Consider the following 19,164-nt stretch of genomic DNA (forward strand, 5'->3'; position numbering starts at 1 on the left):
ATGTGAGGAGAAGAGAGTGGGCCAGTTGCTGCGAGTACAGAACTTTTCGGTGTCGAGCGACGGCATCGGCGCGAGGGAGGACCAGAGCTTCGAGAGTCCCTTCGGCCTGGATCCGGGTCCGATGTTCGAGTGGGCAGGCGCCACGGCCAGTTGGCACCTGCGCACCGAACCCGGCGGGAGCCGCGGGCTCGACGACTACTTCATTCGGGACTTCTCCTGCAATATCGGTGCGGAGATCATGGGACGCAACAAGTTCGGTCCTCTGCGGGGTCCGTGGCAGGACCACGAATGGCAGGGCTGGTGGGGTGACGAGCCGCCGTTCCACACCCCGGTGTTCGTTCTGACCCACCACGAACGTCCGTCCTTCACACTCTCCGACACCACCTTCCACTTCGTGAACGGCGAACCGGCCGCGGTGCTCGAACAGGCCCGCGCCGCCGCGCAGGGCAAGGACGTCCGACTCGGAGGCGGCGTCTCCATCATCCGCGAGTTCCTCGACGCCGATCTGGTCGACACCATGCACGTCGTGGTGGCGCCGGTGCAATACGGCACCGGTCTGAAGCTCTGGGAATCCCCGGACGAGCTACGGGACCGTTTCCACCTCGAGGCCGTGCCCAGCGCGAGCGGGGTGGTCCATCACCTGTTCTGGAGGAAGTGAACGCCTGCGACCGGCGCATAATGGGGAGCGGGGGGTAGGAGGTCGTCATGCGTGCTCTGAGTGGCCTACTGGATGTCGTGCTCGGACTTCTCACCGCCCTGCTCGGCACCGTCCTGGGGATCGTCGCCGCGGTGGTGATGCTCCTGGGTGCGGTGTTGTGCGTGACGATCCTGCTGATCCCACTGGGCATCCCCGTCATCCGGCTCTCCCGCCGGCTGTTCACCCTCGCCGGGAAGATGATGCACGTGCCGTGACGTCCCGCGACGAATCGACGACGAGGCGCTCGACCGCCTCGTGAGGTCGGGTGTGTCGTCCACCGGCCTGCGGAACCTCTCCGGATCGGCCCCGCATTCTCGAGGAATGCGGGGCCGACTCTTGTCTTCGTCTCGGTGTCGCGCGCCTCGACCTGCGCAGATCCCGTTGGTTGCCGCGCATACCCTAGGGGGGTATGGTATCCGGCAGGACGACCGAAGCGACAAGGACGACTCCGATGCCGAATACCCCGAGCGAGACCGTGCACACCGATGCCGTCGCACACGACGACGCACATCAGCACAGCTACATCGCCAACAACACCAAGGCCGACTACCTCAAGCGGTTGCGTCGCATCGAGGGGCAGGCCCGCGGCCTGCAGCGGATGGTCGAGGAAGAGAAGTACTGTATCGACATCCTCACGCAGATCGCGGCGATGAAGAAGGCCCTCGAAGCCGTCGCGCTCGGCCTGCTCGATGAGCACATGGCCCACTGCGTGGCCGGTGCCGTGCGCGCCGGCGGCGACGAGGCCGACCTCAAGTTGAAGGAAGCCGGCGACGCCATCGCGCGACTCGTCCGCTCCTGATCGTTCCTACCGTTCACGACCCGTATCCGAGGAGTTCCCATGAGCCAGACCAGCACCTACACCGTCACCGGCATGACCTGCCAGCACTGCGTCGCGTCGGTCACCGAGGAGGTCCAGGAGATCCCGGGCGTCGAGAACGTCGAGGTCGATCTGGCCACCGGTGCCGTCACCGTCACGAGCGCCGAGTCCCTCGACGATGCCGCCGTCGCGGCCGCCGTCGAGGAAGCCGGTTACAACCTCGCATGAACACCCCGGCCAAGCTCACCGGCTTCGTCGCCGCCGTAGCCGCGGTCTTCGGTGTCGCGCTGCTCGTCGGCGCGACCGTCGGCCCGGTGGAGGAGCAGACCGCGGACCCGACCGCGAGCGCCCACGACGCCGGTCACGGTGACAACACCGCCACCGGCAGTGCCGCGGAAACACCTGCCGCGGAAATACCTGCTGTGGAAGACATCCCGGGAGGTCTGATGATGTCTCAGAAAGGTTATACCCTCGCGCTCGCCGAGACCGACCTCGAGTCGGGTGAGGACAGGAACCTGACATTCGCGATCAACGGTCCCGACGGCGCGCCGGTGACCGACTTCGACGTCACCCATGACAAAGAGCTGCACCTGATCGTCGTGCGCCGCGACTTCACCGGTTTCCAGCACGTCCATCCCGTGCTCGACGAGAACACCGGCATCTGGTCCGTCGACGTCGACCTCACGCCCGGCACGTGGCGGGTCTTCACCGACTTCACGCCCACCGGGGGAGAGGCGCTCACGTTGGGTACCGACCTCACGGTGGCAGGCGAATTCACGCCTGCCGCAAGGGAAGCCGACAACCGCACCGCGACCGTCGACGGCTACGAGGTCACCCTCGACGGCGACCTGTCGTCGGGTGGCGACGCGATGCTCACCCTCACCGTGAGCAAGGACGGGCAGCCGGTCACCGACCTGCAGCCCTATCTCGGTGCCTACGGACACCTGGTGGCACTGCGCGGCGGCGACCTCGCCTATCTCCACGTCCACCCGGACGGGACACCCGGCGACGGCACCACACGACCCGGCCCCGAGGTCGTCTTCCACACCTCCGTCCCGAGTGCCGGCACCTATCACCTCTATCTCGACTTCCAGCACGACGGAGTGGTTCGCACCGCGGCCTTCACCCTCACCGCCGGCGGCACCGGCGAGGTGCAACCGGAGTCCGGCACACACGGTGACCACAGCCATTCCGGCCGCTGACGGCCTATTCTTCCGAGGAGACACACATGACCACGCAGAGTCAGCCGGTCGCCGCCGAATCGATCGAACTCGCCATCACCGGCATGACCTGCGCATCCTGCGCCAATCGCATCGAGCGCAAACTCAACAAGCTCGACGGCGTCACCGCGACCGTCAACTACGCCACCGAGAAGGCGAAGGTCACCTACCCCGACGACGTGACACCCGAGCAACTCGTCACGGTCGTCGAACAGGCCGGCTACGGCGCCGCACTGCCGCCGCCGCCCGCGCAGGCGGCCGACCGGTCCGATGACGTGCCCGAAACCGATTCCGTTGCGGCGCTTCGTCACAGGCTCGTCGTCTCGGCGATTCTGACGGTGCCGGTGATCGCGATGGCGATGATCCCGGCCCTGCAGTTCACCAATTGGCAGTGGCTCTCGCTCACCTTCGCCGCGCCGGTCGTGGTGTGGGGTGCGTGGCCGTTCCACCGGGCGGCGTGGATCAACCTGCGCCACGGCACGTCCACCATGGACACCCTCGTGTCGCTGGGAACCCTTGCTGCCCTGGGATGGTCGGTCTACGCCCTGTTCTGGGGAACGGCGGGTGAACCGGGGATGGTCCACCCGTTCGAGTTCACCATCGCGCGGGGCGACGGCAGCGGCAACATCTATCTCGAGGCCGCGGCCGGTGTCACGACGTTCATCCTCGCCGGACGCTACTTCGAGCAACGATCGAAGCGACGCGCAGGCGCCGCCCTGCGTGCCCTGCTCGAACTCGGTGCCAAGGACGTCGCGGTCCTCGGACCGGACGGGACCACCGAGACCCGGGTTCCGGTGGAGCAGTTGGCGGTCGGGGATCTGTTCGTCGTACGGCCGGGCGAGAAGATCGCCACCGACGGTGTGATCGAACGGGGCACGTCGGCGGTCGACGCGTCGATGCTGACCGGTGAATCCGTTCCCGTCGAGGTCGGTGTGGGAGACAGTGTCGTCGGCGGAACGGTCGACGTGGGTGGACGACTCGTGGTGCGCGCGACCCGCGTCGGCTCCGACACCCAGCTCGCGCAGATGGCGAAGCTGGTGGAGGACGCCCAGAACGGCAAGGCCCAGGTGCAACGCCTGGCCGACCGGATCTCCGGCATCTTCGTGCCGATCGTCCTGCTGATCGCCGCCGGCACACTCGGTTTCTGGCTCGGCACCGGCAACGGCCCCGCGGCGGCGTTCACCGCGGCGGTCGCGGTGCTGATCATCGCCTGTCCGTGTGCCCTCGGCCTGGCCACCCCGACCGCGCTGATGGTCGGTACCGGTCGCGGCGCCCAGCTCGGCATCCTCATCAAGGGACCCGAGGTCCTCGAGTCGACCCGCTCGGTCGACACCGTGGTCCTCGACAAGACCGGCACGGTCACCACCGGCCGGATGACGCTGCGCGAGGTCGTCGCCGACGACGGTGAGAACGCCGACGACGTGCTGCGGTACGCCGGGGCACTCGAGTCGGCGTCGGAACACCCGATCGCACGTGCCATCAGCGACGCGGCCGCGGACAGGTTCGGCGGCCTGCCCCAGGTCGAGGACTTCACGAACATCGAGGGGCTCGGTGTCCAGGGAGTGCTCGTCGACGGCGACACGAGCCGCGCCGTGCTGGTGGGACGCCCGAAGCTGCTGGCCGACTGGTCGCAGCATCTCTCCGAGACCCTGCAGCAGGCGTTCGAGCAGGCCCAGAAGTCCGGTGGCACGGCCATCGCCGTCGGCTGGGACGGAAAGGCCCGCGGCATCGTCGTCGTGGCGGACGCGGTCAAGCCGACCTCCGCGAAGGCCGTCGCCGAACTGCGGGGACTCGGCCTGCGTCCGATCCTGCTCACCGGCGACAATGCCGCCGTCGCGCATACCGTGTCGGCCGAGGTCGGCATCGACGAGGCCGACGTGATCGCCGACGTGCTGCCCACCGACAAGGTCGACGTGGTCGAGCGACTCCAGCGCGAGGGCGCGGTGGTCGCGATGGTCGGCGACGGTGTCAACGACGCCGCGGCGCTCGCCCGGGCCGACCTGGGTCTGGCGATGGGCACCGGCACCGATGTCGCGATCGAGGCGAGCGACCTGACGTTGGTCCGCGGCGACCTGATGGTCGCGGTCGACGCCATCCGGTTGTCGCGCCGCACGCTGACGACGATCAAGGGCAACCTGTTCTGGGCGTTCGCGTACAACGTCGCGGCACTGCCGCTGGCGGCCGCGGGCCTGCTCAACCCGATGCTCGCCGGTGCCGCGATGGCGTTCTCGTCGGTGTTCGTGGTCTCCAACAGCCTGCGACTGCGACGGTTCCGCGCGCACGCGGCCTGACCGCTTTCGGCTGCAGCGAGGAGGACGGCCTGTTAGGATCGGATCCATGACACAGCCGTCCTCCTTCCGTGCCCTGGTCGTCGACGACACCGACGACGGCCAGGTGGCACAGTTCCGCGAACTGACCGACACCGACCTTCCCGACCACGACGTCCTCGTCGAAGTCGAATACTCCTCGCTGAACTACAAGGACGGTCTCGTGATCGCGGGACCGCAGAAGATGGCGCGACGCACCCCGCTGGTCGCCGGCGCCGACCTCGCCGGGACCGTTCTCGAGAGCAGCAACCCCGACTGGAAGGCCGGCGACCGCGTCGTCGTCAACGGCTGGGGTCTGTCCGAGACCCAGTCGGGTGGGTACACCCGGCGCCAGCGTGTGAAGCCCGAGTGGCTCGTGCGCATCCCCGACGCCTTCTCCACCCGCGACGCCATGGCCATCGGCACCGCCGGTTACACGTCCGCCCTGTGCCTCGACGCGCTCGAGCGGTACGGGATCGCATCCGATGCGGAACTGCTCGTCACCGGCGCGGGCGGTGGCGTCGGCTCGATCGCCGTCGCGCTCGCCGCTGCCGCGGGACACACGGTCGTCGCCGCGACCGGACGTCCCGAGACCCACGACTTCCTGAGCGAACTCGGTGCGTCGTCGTTCGTCGACCGCGCCGAACTGCAGGGCAAGGGCCGGCCCCTGGGCAAGGAACGCTGGGATGCCGCGGTGGACGCGGTGGGCGGTTCGACGCTCGTGAACGTGTTGTCGCAGATCCGCTACGGCGGTGCGGTCGCCGCGTGCGGTCTCACGGAGTCGCCGTCGATGCCCGATGCCACGGTGATGCCGCACATCCTGCGCGGCGTCGCCCTGCTGGGTGTCGACTCGGTGATGGCGCCGGCTCTGCTGCGCCGCTCGGCGTGGGATCGTCTCGCCCGCGATCTGCCTGCGAGCACCCTGGATTCGCTGTCGCGGGTCGAACCGCTCTCGGACGTCCCGCGACTCGCCGAGGAGATCCTGGCGGGCAAGGTGCGTGGCCGGGTGGTCGTCGACGTCACCGCCTGACGGTCGAAGAAAGCGACTACCTCGACGTCTCCGCGTCCGGAAGCGGTTCCGGCGACACGGCTTCCGGGCGCGGGAGACGACCGAAGGCGAGCCAGAGCAGGAATCCGAATCCGGCCGTGACGTAGAGCGTGCCGAGCAGGTGCTGCCATGCGGCCCAGCCGAGTTCGAGATCGCCACCCGTGGGGAACAGATGGTGCGGGCCGATCAGGAAGACGAGCGCGACGCCGGCGGCGATCGCCGTGAGCCTCTGCGCATCGTTTGCGCGCCACGCCGCTAGTGCGAGGGCCAGTAGTGCCGGTGCGACCCACACCCAGTGGTGCGACCACGACACCGGCGACGCCAGCAGCACGGCCGTCGCGTTCGCAAGCAGGGCGAGCACGAGATCGCCCTGCTCGAGGGCACGCCGGATGGCCACCACCGCGACCATCAGCATCACCGCGACGGCGAGCAGCCACAGCACGGAACCCATGAGTTCGGGCGGCCCGAAGCGGGAGATCACGGCCTTGAAGGACTGGTTGGTGGCGAAGTACGCCGCGCCGATCCGGCCGGTGTCGGGCAGGGTGTCCAGCCAGTACTTCGTGGAGGTCGCGGGCATCACGGCGAACGCGAGGGCGGTGAACCCGAAGGTCGACGCGATGATGGTGGCGCTTGTCCGCCGGTCGCGCCGCAGCAGGAACAGCAGCAGGAATGCGATGGGCGTGAGCTTGACGGCGGCGGCCAGCCCGATCAGCATTCCGCGCGGCCACTTCGGGGTCTTCACCAGGACGTCGAGGGCGACGAGCGCCATCAGGACGAGGTTGATCTGCCCGAACGAGATCGTCTCGCGCACAGGTTCGAGCAACAGTGCGCCGGCCACCGCGATCACCGTGACGATCCACGCCGTCCGCGTCTCGAAGTCCGGGCGGAGCCGGTCCAGCACGACCCGCAGGGTGACGACGAGCGCGGCGACCGAGACGAGGGTGAAGACGATCTTGCCGAACGTCACGGGGATCAGCGCCAGGGGAGCGAAGAGCATCGCCGACAGCGGCGGGTAGGTGAACGGCAACGCGAAGTCGTCGGTCACCGGAGGCATCTGCCCGTAGATGTCGGTGCCGTCGAGCAGGACCCGCGCGCCCATCCGGTAGACCAGGAAGTCGATGAGTTCGCTCCTGACGAGGATCGCGACGAGCACACCCACGGAGACGAGCGACGCGATCACCGCGACGGCGGTACCGCGAGGTCCGGTGAGGAACGGAGGCGTCGTCGAACCGATCGGAGTCTGCCGTGATTGTCGCACCCGGCAACTTTAGTCAATTCCGATAATCGTTCCGGTCCGACGTGGGGAACGCCATACGGCCGGAATGTCACGAATCGACAGGTCGCAGCAGGTCGGGGTTGTTGTTCCGAGGTGAATTGACCGCCGTGCTCACCTCGTACGGTTCGAGCGTCGGTTCGGGAATCGAATTCAGCAGGGCGTCGACGTCGTCGCGGTCGTTCAGCTCGGGATCGAGCCACGGACCGACGAAGGTGTCGGGCAGGATCACCGGCGACCGTTCGTGGATGTGCCCGGCGGCGTCGGTCGCGGGACGGGTGAGCACGGTGCACGTCCACAACCAGCGGTCGGGATGGTCTTCCGGCAGCTCCGGGTTCGGCCACAGCTCGTAGAGCCCGGCCATCGAGATCGGTCCGTCTGCGTGCAGGAAGAACGGGATCTTCTTCCCGTCCTCACCCTTCATCCACTCGTAGTACCCGTCGGCCGGCAGCACGCACCGACGCTTCGCTGCCGCCGCCTTGAAGGCGGGCTTCTGGGTGATGGTCTCGGAGCGGGCGTTGATCATCCGCGACCCGATCTTCGGGTCCTTCGCCCAGAACGGCACGAGCCCCCACTTGATCTGTGAGGACACCATGCGGATCGGTTCGGCGTCCGGTTCCTCGCGCGGCGCTCGCTCGAGCACGACGTTCACGCGCTGGGTGGGCGCGATGTTGTACGACGGGGGCAGTTCCTCACCCACGGCCTCGACGGCGTCGTAGGCCGCGAGCAGATCCCCGCGGGTACTGGTGCTGGCATAGCGTCCACACACGATGCATCTCCCGTCGGCGACTCCGGAGCGACGATTCGATTCTCTCGCATCGGTCGCTCCAGCGGAGACAGTGCGGGTCGCTCAGACGGAGACCTCGACTCCCAGTGCCTCGAGCAGGGTGCGGCGGTACTCCGCGATCTCGACGACGTGATCGGCGCGCGGGTGGGGCAGGTCGATGGTCAGTTCGACGGCGAACGAGCCGTGGTCGAGCACGAGCACTCGGTCGGCGAGGGCGATGGCTTCGTCGACGTCGTGGGTGACGAGCAGGACTGCGGGCCGGTGCTTGGCGCACAGTTCCTGCAGCAGTCCGTGCATCCTGATCTTCGTCAGTGCGTCGAGGGCACCGAACGGCTCGTCGGCGAGCAGCAGTTCGGGTTCGCGCACGAGCGACCGCGCCAGCGACACCCGTTGCTGCTCACCGCCGGACAGCTCGGTGGGCCAGGCCTTCTCGCGTCCGGCGAGCCCGACCTCCGCCAGGGCGGTGCGGCCGCGCTCGGCGGCGTCGTCGCCGTCGAGACCGAGGATCACGTTGTCGAGCACCCGAGCCCAGGGCAGCAGCCGTGAGTCCTGGAAGACCACCGCCCGCTTCTGCGGCACCTCGAGGGTGCCCGAGCCGGGCACGCCGTGGTCGAGTTCGGCCAGGGCGCGCAGCAGGGTGCTCTTGCCCGAGCCGCTGCGGCCGAGTAGTGCCACGAACTCGCCGGGGGCGATCTCGAGGTCGATGTTGTTCAGCACCGCCCGTCCGTCGAAGCCGCGGCTCAGGCCCCGGGTGCGTACGGTCAGTTGCCGATCGTCCTGCGCCATGCCAGCGCCTTCCTCTCTGCCGCACGGACCAGCAGGTCGCTGCCGAATCCGAGGATCGCGTAGACCACCAGTCCGACGATGATGATCTCGGTCATGCCGTAGTTGCGGGCCTGGTACATCAGGTAGCCGATGCCGCTCGAGGCATTGACCTGTTCGACGACCACCAGGGCCAGCCATGCGATGGTCACCGCCAGGCGTAGGCCGGTGAAGAAACCGGGCAGCGCCCCCGGCAGGGCGATGCGCCGGACGAACCGGGCGCGGGACAGATCCAGCGTCTCGGCCAGTTCGACGTAGCGGGCGTCGATGCCGCGCAGCGCCGAGTAGGTGTTGATGTAGACGGGGACGAACACCGACAGGGCGATGAGCAGGATCTTCATCTCCTCGCCGATGCCGAACCACAGAATCGCCAGCGGCATCAACGCCAGGGTGGGGATGGAGCGCTTGATCTGCACCGGGCCGTCGATCAGTGCCTCACCGATGCGCGACAGGCCGGCGGCCAGTGCGAGCACCAGTCCGAGGACGACACCGATGACCCCGCCGATCAGGGCGCGCTGGACGGAGGTCCACAGGTTCGACTGCAGCCGCCCGTCGCCGATCAGTTCCCATGTGGTGGTGACGACCGTCCACGGCGCCGAGAGGGTCTTCGGATCGAGCACCCCGGTGGCCGAGGTGATGATCCATGCCACCAGCAGCAGCGCCGGGCCGATCGCCAGGCCGAACTTGATCGGCTTGCCGGGGGCGAGGCGGCTGCGGGTCGTGCGCGGCGACAGGTCGGCCGTCGCGCCGGGATCGGGCTTCTGGTCGGTGTCGGCGTCACCGGCCAGGCCACTGCCGAAACGCCGGGGTTCGACGGAGACGCTCATGGCTCCAGTCCTTTCGTCGGTTCGGTCGGTCAGACGCCGGCGGCAGCGAGCTCGCGTGCGTACTGGCTCTCCGGACGCGGCAGGCCGTAATGGTCGCGCAGCGTGGTGCCGGTGTACTCGGTCCGGAACAGGCCGCGCTCCTGCAGGATCGGCACCACCTGGGAGGCGAACGCCTCGAGACCCTGCGGGTACTGCGGCGGCATGATGTTGAAGCCGTCCGCGGCGCCGTTGGTGAACCACTCCTCGATGATGTCGGCGATCTGCGCCGGCGTACCCGCGACGACGTTGTGGCCACGTGCGCCGGCGAGCTTGTGCAGCAGCTGACGCAGGGTCGGCTGTTCGCGCTCGACGATCTTCGCGAAGACCAGGCGGCGGCTGTTGTCGTTGTCGGTGATGTCGCCTGCGCCGGCGAACAATTCGACCGGCACCTTCTCGTCCAGCTCGAGCCGGGACACGTCGATGCGGCCCATCTTCTGGAGCTGCCCGAGGCCGTATTCGACGATGGTGAGCTCGTTGAACTCGCGCTGCAGTTCCTTCGCCTCGGCCTCGGTCGCACCGATGAACGGGCTCAGGCCGGGAAGGATCTTCACGTGATCGGGGTTGCGCCCGAATGCCGCTGCGCGGGTCTTGATGTCGGTGTAGAAGGCCTGGGCGTCCTCGATGCGCTGGTGCGCGGTGAAGATCGCCTCGGCGTAGGTCGACGCGAAATCGCGCCCGTCATTGGAGGATCCGGCCTGCACGAGCACGGGGCGTCCCTGCGGGGAGCGGGCCGAACCGAACGGGCCGCGCACCTTGACGTAGTCACCCTCGACGTCGATGCGGTGGATCTTGTCCGGGTCGGCGTAGACGCCGGCGGCCTTGTCGAGGACGAGCGCGTCGTCCTCCCACGAATCCCACAGCTTGATCGCGGCGTCGACGAATTCGCGTGCGCGGTCGTACCGTTCGTGCACGTCCGGGTGTTCGGTGTACCCGAAGTTCGCCGCTGCGGCGTCGGTCGCGGTGGTGACGATGTTCCAGGCGGCACGGCCACCGGAGATGTGATCGAGCGAGGAGAACAACCGGGCGAGGTTGTAGGGCTCGTAGTAGGTGGTCGACGCCGTGGCGATCAGCCCGAGATGCGTGGTGACCGTGGCCATCGCGACCAGCGTGGTGATCGGTTCGAGGCCGTAGTCGGGACGGTACTTCACCTCGGTGCGCAGGGCCGGGCCGTCGGCGAAGAACACCGCGTCGAGCTTCGCGCTCTCCGCGAGGCGGGCGAGTTCCTGGAAGTAGGTGACGTCGTAGAGACGCTCGGGCACGCTGCCGGGATGACGCCACGAGGCCTCGTGGTGGCCGGTCGGGTAGATGAAGGCGTTGAGGTTGAGCTGGCGGTTCGTCATGTCGGATTTCCCCTCGGAAGGTCAGCTGCGGGTGTGGGAGGCGCCGGTCTCGGCGACCGCTTCGGTGACGACCTCGTCGAAACGCAGGTCGAAGGCGTCGGCGGCGTCGACGGGCTTGGGCAGTTCACCGGCGGCATCGATCACGTCGATGGTGTGCTGCTGGATCTCGATGAGCTCCTCGTCGAGGTGCGGGAAGGTGGTGATCCCGGAGGTGTCGAGGATGCGCTCGCCGTCCTCGGCCGTCAGGCCCTGGCTCTTCACGAAGTAGGTGTCGATGTACGCGTCGCGGTTGTTGTTGGCCCAGTCGACGGACGTGATGTACGCGGTGACGTAGGCGCGGACCGCCGCGGCGGTCGCCGGGTCCGACAGGGCCTTCTTGCTCGAGTAGAGGTACGAGATGCCTTCGCTGAGGTCCTCGATCTCGGGGCGCGGCAGCGACGTCGCGCCCGGTGTCTGCATGTAGCGGGAGAAGACCGGCTCGCTCATCGGGGCGGCGTCGATCTGGTTGGAGCGCAGCGCGTCCGGGAAGTCCGGCAACGACATCGACACGAGCTCGACGTCGTCGACCGACAGCCCGGCCTTGTCGAGGCCACGGAGCACGAAGGCCTGCTGCGAGGTGCCCTCGGCGTAGCCGATGCGCTTGCCCTTCAGATCCGCGAGCGTCTCGATGTCCGAAGCGTTCGGAGCGATGCCCATATTGAGGCTGTTGTTCGTCTGCATGGCCGCGACGACCTGCACGTCGTCACCGGCGACCAGCGACTGGACGGTCATGATCTCGCCGGCCCACGCGACGTCGACCGCGTCGGCGCGGAACGCCTCGAGGATCGCGGGCGCGCCCTGGAAGGTCGCGAACTCGTACTCGAACGGCAGCGCGTCGAGTTGTCCGGAACCGGTGAGGAGGGACAGCTGCCGCTCACCCTGGTCGGCGATGACGAGCTTGGTGCCCGCGGGGATCTCGGTGGGCAGCGCGCTGTCGGAACCGAGGCCGCCGTCGCCCGAGGAACCGGAGCTACATGCCGCGACCGCGGTCAGAAGGAGCGCGATGATGGCCGTCGATCCGGCACGACGTAGACGGGGCATGGACTTCCTCACGGTTCTGGCGATGGGGAGCGATCTTCGACGGCGTCGAAGTCGTCACCGATCCTGTGCGATCCGTCGGCGGGGGACCAGGGTTTGCGTCAGCGTGAGCGAAAGGTCCTCGATCCGGCCCATCGGTGCTGTTCGAGGGCCGATATCGCGAGTATCCGCGCATCGCGGCGGTTACCGTGCGAGGGAGAACCGGAGGCGGGGGAGGTGGCGCGCATGGGTGCGGACGATCGGCACATGTCACAGCCGGATCTGATGTCCTGGCGGATGGAGAAGGACCCCGTCCTGCGGTCTACGATCGTCGCGGTGGCGCTGCTCGACCGGTCACCCGACCAGGAGCGCTTCGTCCGGATGATGGAGCGCGGAACACGTGCGGTGCCGAGCTTCCGTCGCAAGCTCGTCGAATCCCCGTTCGGGCGGACCCCACCACGGTGGGTGGACGACCCCGACTTCGATCTGTCCTGGCATCTGCGGCGCATCGCGCTCCCGCATCCCGGGGGACTGGACACCGTGCTCCCGCTCGTGCGTGCCGCGGCGATGTCGGCCTTCGACAAGGACCGTCCCCTCTGGGAGGCGACGATCGTCGACGGCCTCGACGACGGTCGCGCCGCGATCGTCCTCAAGGTGCACCACTCGCTCACCGACGGTATCGGCGGCATCCAGATCGCGAACGAGATGGTCGACTTCGAGCGCGACGGTACCGACCGCGGGCCACTGCCCGAGGATTCGCCGGCCTCGGCTCCGGCATCGGACCTCGCCGATTCCGTGGGCTGGTACCTCTCGACGGCCGGCGAGATGGTGGGGAGGGGTGTGCCATGGCTCGTGCGTTCCGGTCTGCGGTCGGTGACGAATCCGGTCGCGGCGCTGCGCAGCGTCGTGGACACGGCCCGTTCGACGGCCCGGTTCGTGCAGCCGGTGTTCACGACGCTGTCTCCGGTGATGGTCGGCCGCAGCACGGTTCGGGAGGTCGCGGCCCTCGATCTGCCGCTCGACGCGCTGCGGCGGGCCGGACGGGCAGCGGACTCCTCGCTCAACGACGCCTTCCTGGCCGGAATCCTGCTGGGGCTGAGGCACTACCATTCCCGGCACGGTGAGCAGGTCGCCGAACTGAGGACGACGCTGCCGATCAGTCTCCGGCGCGAGGGCGACGCGATCGGAGGCAACCGGATCACCCTGGCGCGGTTCGCGCTTCCCCTCGACATCGCCGATCCGGTCGCATCGATGCACCGGGTGGACCGGATCGTCCGGTCGTGGCGGGACGAACCGGCCGTGCCGCTCTCGTCCGCCATCGCGGGTGTGCTGAACGTGCTCCCGGCCGGTGTGCTGGGTGGAATCCTCGAGCACATCGACTTTCTCGCGTCGAACGTCCCGGGTTCCCCGATCCCGCTGTACATGGCCGGGGCGGAGGTGCTGAGGTACTACCCGTTCGCTCCCACCGTCGGCTCGGCCGTCAACATCACCCTGATGTCGCACACGAACCACTGCTGCATCGGAATCAACGCCGACTCCGCCGCCGTCCCCGACCTGCCCGTCCTCGTCGAGTCGCTGGCCGAGGGCTTCGGTGAGGTGCTCGCGGTGGGAGGCGAGGGCACGCGCATCGAGACCACGCTGTCCGCAACGGCGGTCTCGCACCCCTGATCAGTCGAGGAGATCGCGCACCGGTGTGCCGGCATCCCCCTCGAGCGTGAGCAGCCGGGACGCGTGCATGTGCCGCTGCCAGTGCTCGAACGCACCGTCGCCGTCGCGTAGGCGCAGCAACCGGATCAGACGCCGCAGCGATCGCACGAGCAGCATGAAGTTCTCCGCGGTATCCGGATTCGCGAGCGACATGCGTTCGCGTGCCACCTCGCCGGTGTGCCGGGCGAAGATCTCGTGGAGCATTCCCGCGATGAGCGCCAGCGTCGCGTTCCCGGACAGTTGCACCATCCGCAGATGGAACCGCGCGGCCGCCACACCGAGATCGCGGGTCGTGAACGCTGCGGGGATCTCCTCGTCGACGAAGCGCTCGAGTTCGTCGAACGCCACCTCGGTCCCGGTGATCGCGAGGAGACGTGCGGCAGGAGGTTCCACCGCCTCGAGAGCATCGAACACGTCGGCGACTGTGGCACCGGACAATTCGAGCAACAACGATGCCGGTCGCGCGACGACCTCCGAACCCGGAACCCGGACCCGCGCTCCGGCCCGGGAACCTCGCCGCACCTCGACGAGACGTTCGGCCTCGAGCACCCGGACGGCCTCGCGCAGGGTGGGCCGGCTGATCGCGAAGTGCTCCATGAGTTCTGCCTCGTGCGGCAGATGATCGCCGTCGACGAGGGCTCCCTCGACGATCATCCGGCGCAGGGTCCGCGCCACCACTTCCGCGGCCTTCGGGCTGCGGATCGCTCGGGTCTCCACCGTGCCTACAGGACGTCGAAGTGACGTTCGGCGAGAACGCCCATGGCCGAACGCAACTGCTGGGTGCGCCCGGCGATCTGGCGGGCGAACACCGTCAGGACGTCGTCGATGGGGATCTCACCGGCGAGGTGCCGTTCGACCAGCACGGTGGTGCCGTCGACGACGGTGTCGGGTCGCGACCCGAGCGCGGTTTCGAGATCGTCCAGATCGCGCTCGGTGATGCGATCTGCGTACCGGTCCGCGTCGCGGAGATACTTCAGGATGCGGGCGAGTCCCTTGCTGCGCTGGATGACGAAGGCGTCCTCGCTGCGCGGCACGATGATGTGCCGGATCTGTTCGAGGGCAGCGTCGTAGAGCCATTCGCGCTCGGTCGATTCCGCCTCGACGTCGTTCGGCGTGTCGAGGTCGATGCCGAGGACGTCGGCGAGGGCCTCGACGAGCAGGCGGCGGTGCAGAAGCCCGTAGGGCAACGCATTTCCCACCTCGGCCAACGGATCCGGATGGGCGGCGTTCCCCTGCCCGAGGATCACGATGCGCAGTTCCGCGAGCACCCGGTAGTAGCGCACCCGATCGAGGTCGACCGTGGTCCCGGATGCGCGTTCGTAGTCGGCGAAGCGATCGTGGATGTCGGTGAACGGCTCCTGGACCGCGCGGGTCGTGACCCAGGCGAGGTCGTCGTGAGGGTCGCCGAGATGACCGAGTTCGAGATCGAGAACTGCGGTGACCCTGCCGTTCTCGTAGAGGAAGTTCCCCGGACCGGTGTCGCCCTGGACGATGACGACGGGGCCGTCGACGTCCGGAATGTTCCGCTTCACCCAGGTCAGTGCGAGTTCGATCAGCGGATCGGCCTTCCCGCCGGCGTCGCGGTAGACGGTCTCCCAGGTGTCGATCTCCTGCGCGACCAGCTGTCGCAGTCCCGTCTCCGGATGCTGGTCGGGCAGCTGCAAACGGTGCGGGTCGACGCGGTGCATCTCGGCCAGGATGCGCATGAAATCGGAGGCCACCGACACGCGTTCGTCCTCGTCGCGGATCCGGGAGAACCAGGCCTGCCCGGGAACTCGCTCGGACAGGATGGCCTGTTCGGTGGGGTGGACTCCGACGATGCGGGGCACCGGCACCGGGGAATCGGCGAACGCGCGGTAGAAGTGCGCTTCGCGGTGCAGGGTGAACGGGTCTCCGCGTTGCGCCGGATCGAGCCGGTCGTAGCGCAGGAAGAGCGGAAGGATCGTGCCGTCGCCGGTCTCGACGTCCACGATCCACGCCTCGCGGCGGCCGCCGCCCGGTCGCCGGTCGATCTCCACGATGGTTCCGCCGGCCGTCTCGGACACCCACTCCAGCAGGGCCGGTTCGAGTGCGCCTCGGTTCTCGGTCATGTGCGTGCCCTGCTCCTTCGTGCGCTGTCACCCCGATGGTTGTGCACTAGGTTATATATCTCGATGCGGTCTGGGTAGTGTTCCGCACGCTTTCCCACGAGCTTCGGCATGGATGGTGACGTGGGTCATAGTCGGTGCTAGCATCCGTCCCCAAGTTGTCTAACTTGGTGATCGGACAGGGAGGATACCTGTGGGAGCGTCCCGAAGACCGTTGCCTCAACCCACCCTGACCACAGCGGGGTTCTGGGCCTCCGGTGCCGACGGTGTCCTGAGGGTCGCACAGTGCGATGCCTGCGGAAAGCTCATGCATCCCACCGCGGTGCTGTGCTCGGAGTGCGCATCGCGCGAGATCTCGCTGCAGCCCGTCTCGGGACGCGCCGTCGTCGTCGGCGCGACCGTCAACGCCCAGCCGTGGCTTCCGGATCTCCCACCGCCCTACGTCATCGCGATCGTCGCACTGGAGGAGGACCCGAGCGTCCGGCTCACGACGAACATCGTCGGATGCGAACCGGGCGAGGTCGCGGTGGGCGACCGTGTGCGGGTCGTCTTCGAACAGGCCGCCGACGACATCTGGTTGCCGCTGTTCGAACCCGACCCCGAGGCCGGCGACGAACCCGGCCCGTTGCCGGAACCCGAGGACGTGCGCGCGCATGTCCGTACCCCGGTCTCGACCGACAGGTTCGAGGACCGGGTCGCGATCACCGGTGTCGGCCAGTCCGCCGTCGGCCGACGCCTCATGGTGGATCCGCTGACCCTCACCGTCGATGCGTGCCTGCGCGCCGTGGAGGACGCCGGCCTCACGCTCGCCGACATCGACGGCCTGTCCACCTATCCCGGCGCGGCTCCCGGAGGCATCTCCGAGGGCGGCATCATGCCGGTCGAACAGGCCCTCCGCATCCGCCCGGTGTGGGTGAACGGCGGCGGCGACCTGCCGGGGCAGAACGGTTCGATCGTCGCGGCGATGCTCGCCGTCGCATCCGGTCTGTGCCGCCACGTGCTGTGCTTCCGCACCGTCTGGGAGTCGACGCACTCCGAACTGGTGAAGGCCGGGAAGTGGTCGGGCGGGGGCGGCAGGGCTTCGGGCATGCTCGAATTTCGGCACCCCTTCGGCGCGGTGTCCGCCGCCAACTGGATCGCGTGCCAGGCCTCGCACTACTTTCACCGCTACGGCGACGCCAAGGACGCCCTGGGCGCGATCGCTGTCACGGCCCGCGACCACGCATCGGCCAATCCCGAAGCGGTGTACCGGGATCCGATCACGATGGACGACTACCTCTCGGCCCGCGTCGTCTCGACCCCCTTCGGGCTGTACGACTGCGACGTGCCCGTCGACGGGGCCGTCGCCGTCGTCGTCTCCGCGATCGACGCCGCCGCGGATCTGCGGCACGAACCCGTGCTCGTCGAGGCCGTCGGTACCCAGATCACGGAGAACCTCTCCTGGGACCAGGGCACGCTCACACACCTCCCGCAGTCGCTCGGCCCGGCTGCACACCTGTGGAGTCGCACGGATCTGCGACCCGACGACGTCGACGTGGCCCTGCTGTACGACGGCTTCACGTTCAACGCGCTGTCGTGGCTCGAAGGTCTCGGTTTCTGCGAATTCGGTGGTGCCGCCGACTTCATCGACGGCGGCAAGGGCATCTCCGTCGACGGTGTGCTGCCCCTCAATCCGCACGGCGGTCAGCTGTCGGCCGGTCGCACCCACGGCTACGGCTTCGTCCGCGAGGCGGTGCTGCAGTTGAGGGGACAGGCCCCCGGGGTGCAGGTCGCCGACGCGAAGGTCGCCGTCGTGACCGCCGGCGGTGGCGTGCCGTCCGGCGCGATGCTCCTCCGGACCCGCTAGCGAAGAACATCCCGAACACCCGTACCCGATCAGGTCAGGAGTCGTCATGGACCGTCCCTTGGAGGGCATCCGCATTCTCGAGGTCGCACAGTTCACCTTCGTTCCCGCCGCCGGCGCCGTGCTCGCCGACTGGGGAGCCGACATCGTGAAGGTCGAGCACGCCGAGAACGGTGACGCCCAGCGCGGACTCGTCCGTGTGCTCGGGCTCGACGCGAGCAAGGCGGGATCGTCGTTCGCGCCGATCATGGAAGGACCCAACCGCAGCAAACGCAGCATCGGAATCGACCTCGCCAACCCCGAGGCGCGACCGGTCCTCGAGGAGTTGATCCGGCGCAGCGACGTCTTCCTGACCAACTACCTCCCCGGACCGCGCGCGAAGCTCTCGATCACCCTCGAAGACGTCCGCGCCATCAACCCGAAGATCATCTACGTCACCGGAAGCGGTTTCGGCACCGAAGGTCCCGACGCCGACAAGGGTGCCTACGACGCCACGGCATTCTGGGCGCGCGGCGGAAGCGCCGACGGTGTCATGCCGCCGGATGCCGACCACATGGCGTTCATGCCGTCCGGCGCGTACGGAGACAACATCGGTGGCATGACCATCGCGGGCGGGATCGCCGCCGCGATCGCCGGCCGGGAACGCACGGGGCAGCCGTCGGAGGTCGACGTCTCGTTGCTCGCGGTGGGAGCCTGGGCCACCCAGTTCTCCGTCAACCTCTCGTTGTTCACCGGTGGTCCGCTGCCGAAGGTGCAGCGCAAGACCGCCGCGCCCGGCAATCCCCTCAGCGGCTCGTACCGCACTGCCGACGGACGCTGGCTGCAGTTCTCGATGCTCCAGCCCACGCGCTACTGGAACGAATTCGTCACCGCTCTCGGTCTCGCACACCTCGTCGACGACGAGCGCTTCGCGTCGATGGAGGCGATCTTCCAGCACGCCGAGGAGATCGGCGGCTGGTTCGCCGACGCGATCGCGCAACGCGACTACGACGACTGGCTCGAGGTGTTCGCGTCCCTGACCGGGCAGTGGGCGCCGGTGCAGGACGGTTGGGATCTCGGGCACGACGAAGCGCTCGTGGCGAACGGGCGGATCGTGGAGGTGGTCGACGCCGACGGCAAGCCGCAGAAGCTCGTGGCGAGCCCGGTGAAGTTCGACAACGCGCCGGTGAAGATGACGCGGGCACCCCAGTTCGCCGAACACACCGACGACATCCTGCGCGAACTCGGGTTCGACGACGACAAGCTCATCGAACTCAAGATCGCCGGGGCCGTCACGTAATACGGTCCACGACCAT

18 protein-coding genes are annotated in these 19,164 nt (G+C 68.2%); 10 read left to right on the plus strand and 8 right to left on the minus strand.

Annotated features, from left to right (window positions below):
- Window positions 1-16 precede the first annotated feature (16 nt).
- The 7 genes from C6Y44_RS00230 to C6Y44_RS00260 all read left to right on the plus strand — a co-directional run bounded on the left by C6Y44_RS00230 (window position 17) and on the right by C6Y44_RS00260 (window position 6,070).
- Entirely contained in the window at window positions 17-658 is a 642-nt protein-coding gene (locus C6Y44_RS00230) for a dihydrofolate reductase family protein (RefSeq protein ID WP_159417089.1), read from the plus strand.
- A 47-nt stretch (window positions 659-705) separates the two neighbouring features.
- On the plus strand, window positions 706-912 hold the full coding sequence (locus C6Y44_RS00235) for a hypothetical protein (RefSeq protein WP_006553307.1): 207 nt from the start codon (window positions 706-708) through the stop codon (window positions 910-912).
- Window positions 913-1,148: 236 nt separating this feature from the next.
- Window positions 1,149-1,496 carry a metal-sensitive transcriptional regulator gene (locus C6Y44_RS00240; RefSeq protein ID WP_033098102.1) on the plus strand — a complete coding sequence of 116 codons (348 nt, stop codon included), beginning with the start codon at window positions 1,149-1,151 and terminating at the stop codon, window positions 1,494-1,496.
- Window positions 1,497-1,535: 39 nt separating this feature from the next.
- The gene (locus C6Y44_RS00245) at window positions 1,536-1,742 is read left to right on the plus strand and encodes a heavy-metal-associated domain-containing protein (protein WP_159417088.1); all 207 of its coding nucleotides are present in this window, start codon (window positions 1,536-1,538) and stop codon (window positions 1,740-1,742) included.
- A complete protein-coding gene (locus C6Y44_RS00250) occupies window positions 1,739-2,716 on the plus strand; it encodes a hypothetical protein (protein ID WP_159417087.1) in 978 nt (325 codons plus the stop codon). The genes C6Y44_RS00245 and C6Y44_RS00250 overlap by 4 nt, the downstream gene beginning before the upstream one ends.
- 26 nt (window positions 2,717-2,742) lie before the next feature.
- Window positions 2,743-5,025, plus strand: coding sequence for a heavy metal translocating P-type ATPase (locus C6Y44_RS00255; protein WP_192378602.1), 2,283 nt, complete (start codon window positions 2,743-2,745; stop codon window positions 5,023-5,025).
- A 46-nt stretch (window positions 5,026-5,071) separates the two neighbouring features.
- Window positions 5,072-6,070, plus strand: coding sequence for an MDR family oxidoreductase (locus tag C6Y44_RS00260; protein WP_159417085.1), 999 nt, complete (start codon window positions 5,072-5,074; stop codon window positions 6,068-6,070).
- Between the two features lie 16 nt (window positions 6,071-6,086).
- On the opposite strand, the gene C6Y44_RS00265 is transcribed toward C6Y44_RS00260, so the two are convergent.
- The 6 genes from C6Y44_RS00265 to C6Y44_RS00290 form a co-directional block, all read right to left on the minus strand.
- Complete coding sequence (locus C6Y44_RS00265) at window positions 6,087-7,346, minus strand: glycosyltransferase 87 family protein (protein ID WP_159417084.1); 1,260 nt, start codon at window positions 7,344-7,346, stop codon at window positions 6,087-6,089.
- A 67-nt stretch (window positions 7,347-7,413) separates the two neighbouring features.
- Entirely contained in the window at window positions 7,414-8,130 is a 717-nt protein-coding gene (locus C6Y44_RS00270) for an SOS response-associated peptidase (protein WP_159417083.1), read from the minus strand.
- Between the two features lie 81 nt (window positions 8,131-8,211).
- Window positions 8,212-8,934, minus strand: a complete 723-nt coding sequence (locus C6Y44_RS00275; RefSeq protein ID WP_085468680.1) for an ABC transporter ATP-binding protein — start codon at window positions 8,932-8,934, stop codon at window positions 8,212-8,214.
- Window positions 8,910-9,797: an ABC transporter permease gene (locus C6Y44_RS00280; RefSeq protein WP_159417082.1), complete on the minus strand. Its 888-nt coding sequence runs from the start codon at window positions 9,795-9,797 to the stop codon at window positions 8,910-8,912. Before C6Y44_RS00280 ends, C6Y44_RS00275 begins: the two co-directional genes overlap by 25 nt.
- A 29-nt stretch (window positions 9,798-9,826) precedes the next feature.
- Window positions 9,827-11,176 carry an LLM class flavin-dependent oxidoreductase gene (locus C6Y44_RS00285; protein WP_159417081.1) on the minus strand — a complete coding sequence of 450 codons (1,350 nt, stop codon included), beginning with the start codon at window positions 11,174-11,176 and terminating at the stop codon, window positions 9,827-9,829.
- A gap of 21 nt (window positions 11,177-11,197) precedes the next feature.
- Complete coding sequence (locus C6Y44_RS00290) at window positions 11,198-12,256, minus strand: ABC transporter substrate-binding protein (protein ID WP_159417080.1); 1,059 nt, start codon at window positions 12,254-12,256, stop codon at window positions 11,198-11,200.
- A gap of 243 nt (window positions 12,257-12,499) precedes the next feature.
- On the opposite strand from C6Y44_RS00290, the gene C6Y44_RS00295 reads away from it, so the two are divergent.
- On the plus strand, window positions 12,500-13,900 hold the full coding sequence (locus tag C6Y44_RS00295; protein WP_192378603.1) for a wax ester/triacylglycerol synthase domain-containing protein: 1,401 nt from the start codon (window positions 12,500-12,502) through the stop codon (window positions 13,898-13,900).
- On the opposite strand, the gene C6Y44_RS00300 is transcribed toward C6Y44_RS00295, so the two are convergent.
- Window positions 13,901-14,656 carry a FadR/GntR family transcriptional regulator gene (locus tag C6Y44_RS00300; RefSeq protein ID WP_085468685.1) on the minus strand — a complete coding sequence of 252 codons (756 nt, stop codon included), beginning with the start codon at window positions 14,654-14,656 and terminating at the stop codon, window positions 13,901-13,903.
- Between the two features lie 5 nt (window positions 14,657-14,661).
- Window positions 14,662-16,029 (minus strand): phosphotransferase family protein, encoded by a 1,368-nt coding sequence (locus C6Y44_RS00305; protein WP_159417078.1) that lies wholly within the window; start codon window positions 16,027-16,029, stop codon window positions 14,662-14,664.
- A gap of 190 nt (window positions 16,030-16,219) precedes the next feature.
- Between C6Y44_RS00305 and C6Y44_RS00310 the strand changes: the two genes are divergently transcribed.
- Both C6Y44_RS00310 and C6Y44_RS00315 read left to right on the plus strand, forming a co-directional pair.
- On the plus strand, window positions 16,220-17,872 hold the full coding sequence (locus C6Y44_RS00310; RefSeq protein WP_225623681.1) for a thiolase C-terminal domain-containing protein: 1,653 nt from the start codon (window positions 16,220-16,222) through the stop codon (window positions 17,870-17,872).
- Between the two features lie 46 nt (window positions 17,873-17,918).
- Window positions 17,919-19,148, plus strand: coding sequence for a CaiB/BaiF CoA transferase family protein (locus C6Y44_RS00315; RefSeq protein ID WP_159417077.1), 1,230 nt, complete (start codon window positions 17,919-17,921; stop codon window positions 19,146-19,148).
- The last annotated feature ends 16 nt before the right edge of the window (window positions 19,149-19,164 follow it).

It is taken from the genome of Rhodococcus rhodochrous, assembly GCF_014854695.1.
Lineage (GTDB): Bacteria > Actinomycetota > Actinomycetes > Mycobacteriales > Mycobacteriaceae > Rhodococcus.

Excerpts from the sequence above, each read along its gene's own strand:
- C6Y44_RS00260 (WP_159417085.1), top strand. The coding sequence starts at position 5,072 with ATGACACAGCCGTCCTCCTTCCGTGCCCTGGTCGTCGACGACACCGAC.
- C6Y44_RS00245 (WP_159417088.1), top strand. The coding sequence starts at position 1,536 with ATGAGCCAGACCAGCACCTACACCGTCACCGGCATGACCTGCCAGCAC.
- C6Y44_RS00250 (WP_159417087.1), top strand. The coding sequence starts at position 1,739 with ATGAACACCCCGGCCAAGCTCACCGGCTTCGTCGCCGCCGTAGCCGCG.
- C6Y44_RS00235 (WP_006553307.1), top strand. The coding sequence starts at position 706 with ATGCGTGCTCTGAGTGGCCTACTGGATGTCGTGCTCGGACTTCTCACC.
- C6Y44_RS00275 (WP_085468680.1), bottom strand. The coding sequence starts at position 8,934 with ATGGCGCAGGACGATCGGCAACTGACCGTACGCACCCGGGGCCTGAGC.
- C6Y44_RS00280 (WP_159417082.1), bottom strand. The coding sequence starts at position 9,797 with ATGAGCGTCTCCGTCGAACCCCGGCGTTTCGGCAGTGGCCTGGCCGGT.
- C6Y44_RS00285 (WP_159417081.1), bottom strand. The coding sequence starts at position 11,176 with ATGACGAACCGCCAGCTCAACCTCAACGCCTTCATCTACCCGACCGGC.
- C6Y44_RS00290 (WP_159417080.1), bottom strand. The coding sequence starts at position 12,256 with ATGCCCCGTCTACGTCGTGCCGGATCGACGGCCATCATCGCGCTCCTT.
- C6Y44_RS00255 (WP_192378602.1), top strand. The coding sequence starts at position 2,743 with ATGACCACGCAGAGTCAGCCGGTCGCCGCCGAATCGATCGAACTCGCC.
- C6Y44_RS00240 (WP_033098102.1), top strand. The coding sequence starts at position 1,149 with ATGCCGAATACCCCGAGCGAGACCGTGCACACCGATGCCGTCGCACAC.
- C6Y44_RS00295 (WP_192378603.1), top strand. The coding sequence starts at position 12,500 with ATGTCACAGCCGGATCTGATGTCCTGGCGGATGGAGAAGGACCCCGTC.
- C6Y44_RS00305 (WP_159417078.1), bottom strand. The coding sequence starts at position 16,029 with ATGACCGAGAACCGAGGCGCACTCGAACCGGCCCTGCTGGAGTGGGTG.
- C6Y44_RS00315 (WP_159417077.1), top strand. The coding sequence starts at position 17,919 with ATGGACCGTCCCTTGGAGGGCATCCGCATTCTCGAGGTCGCACAGTTC.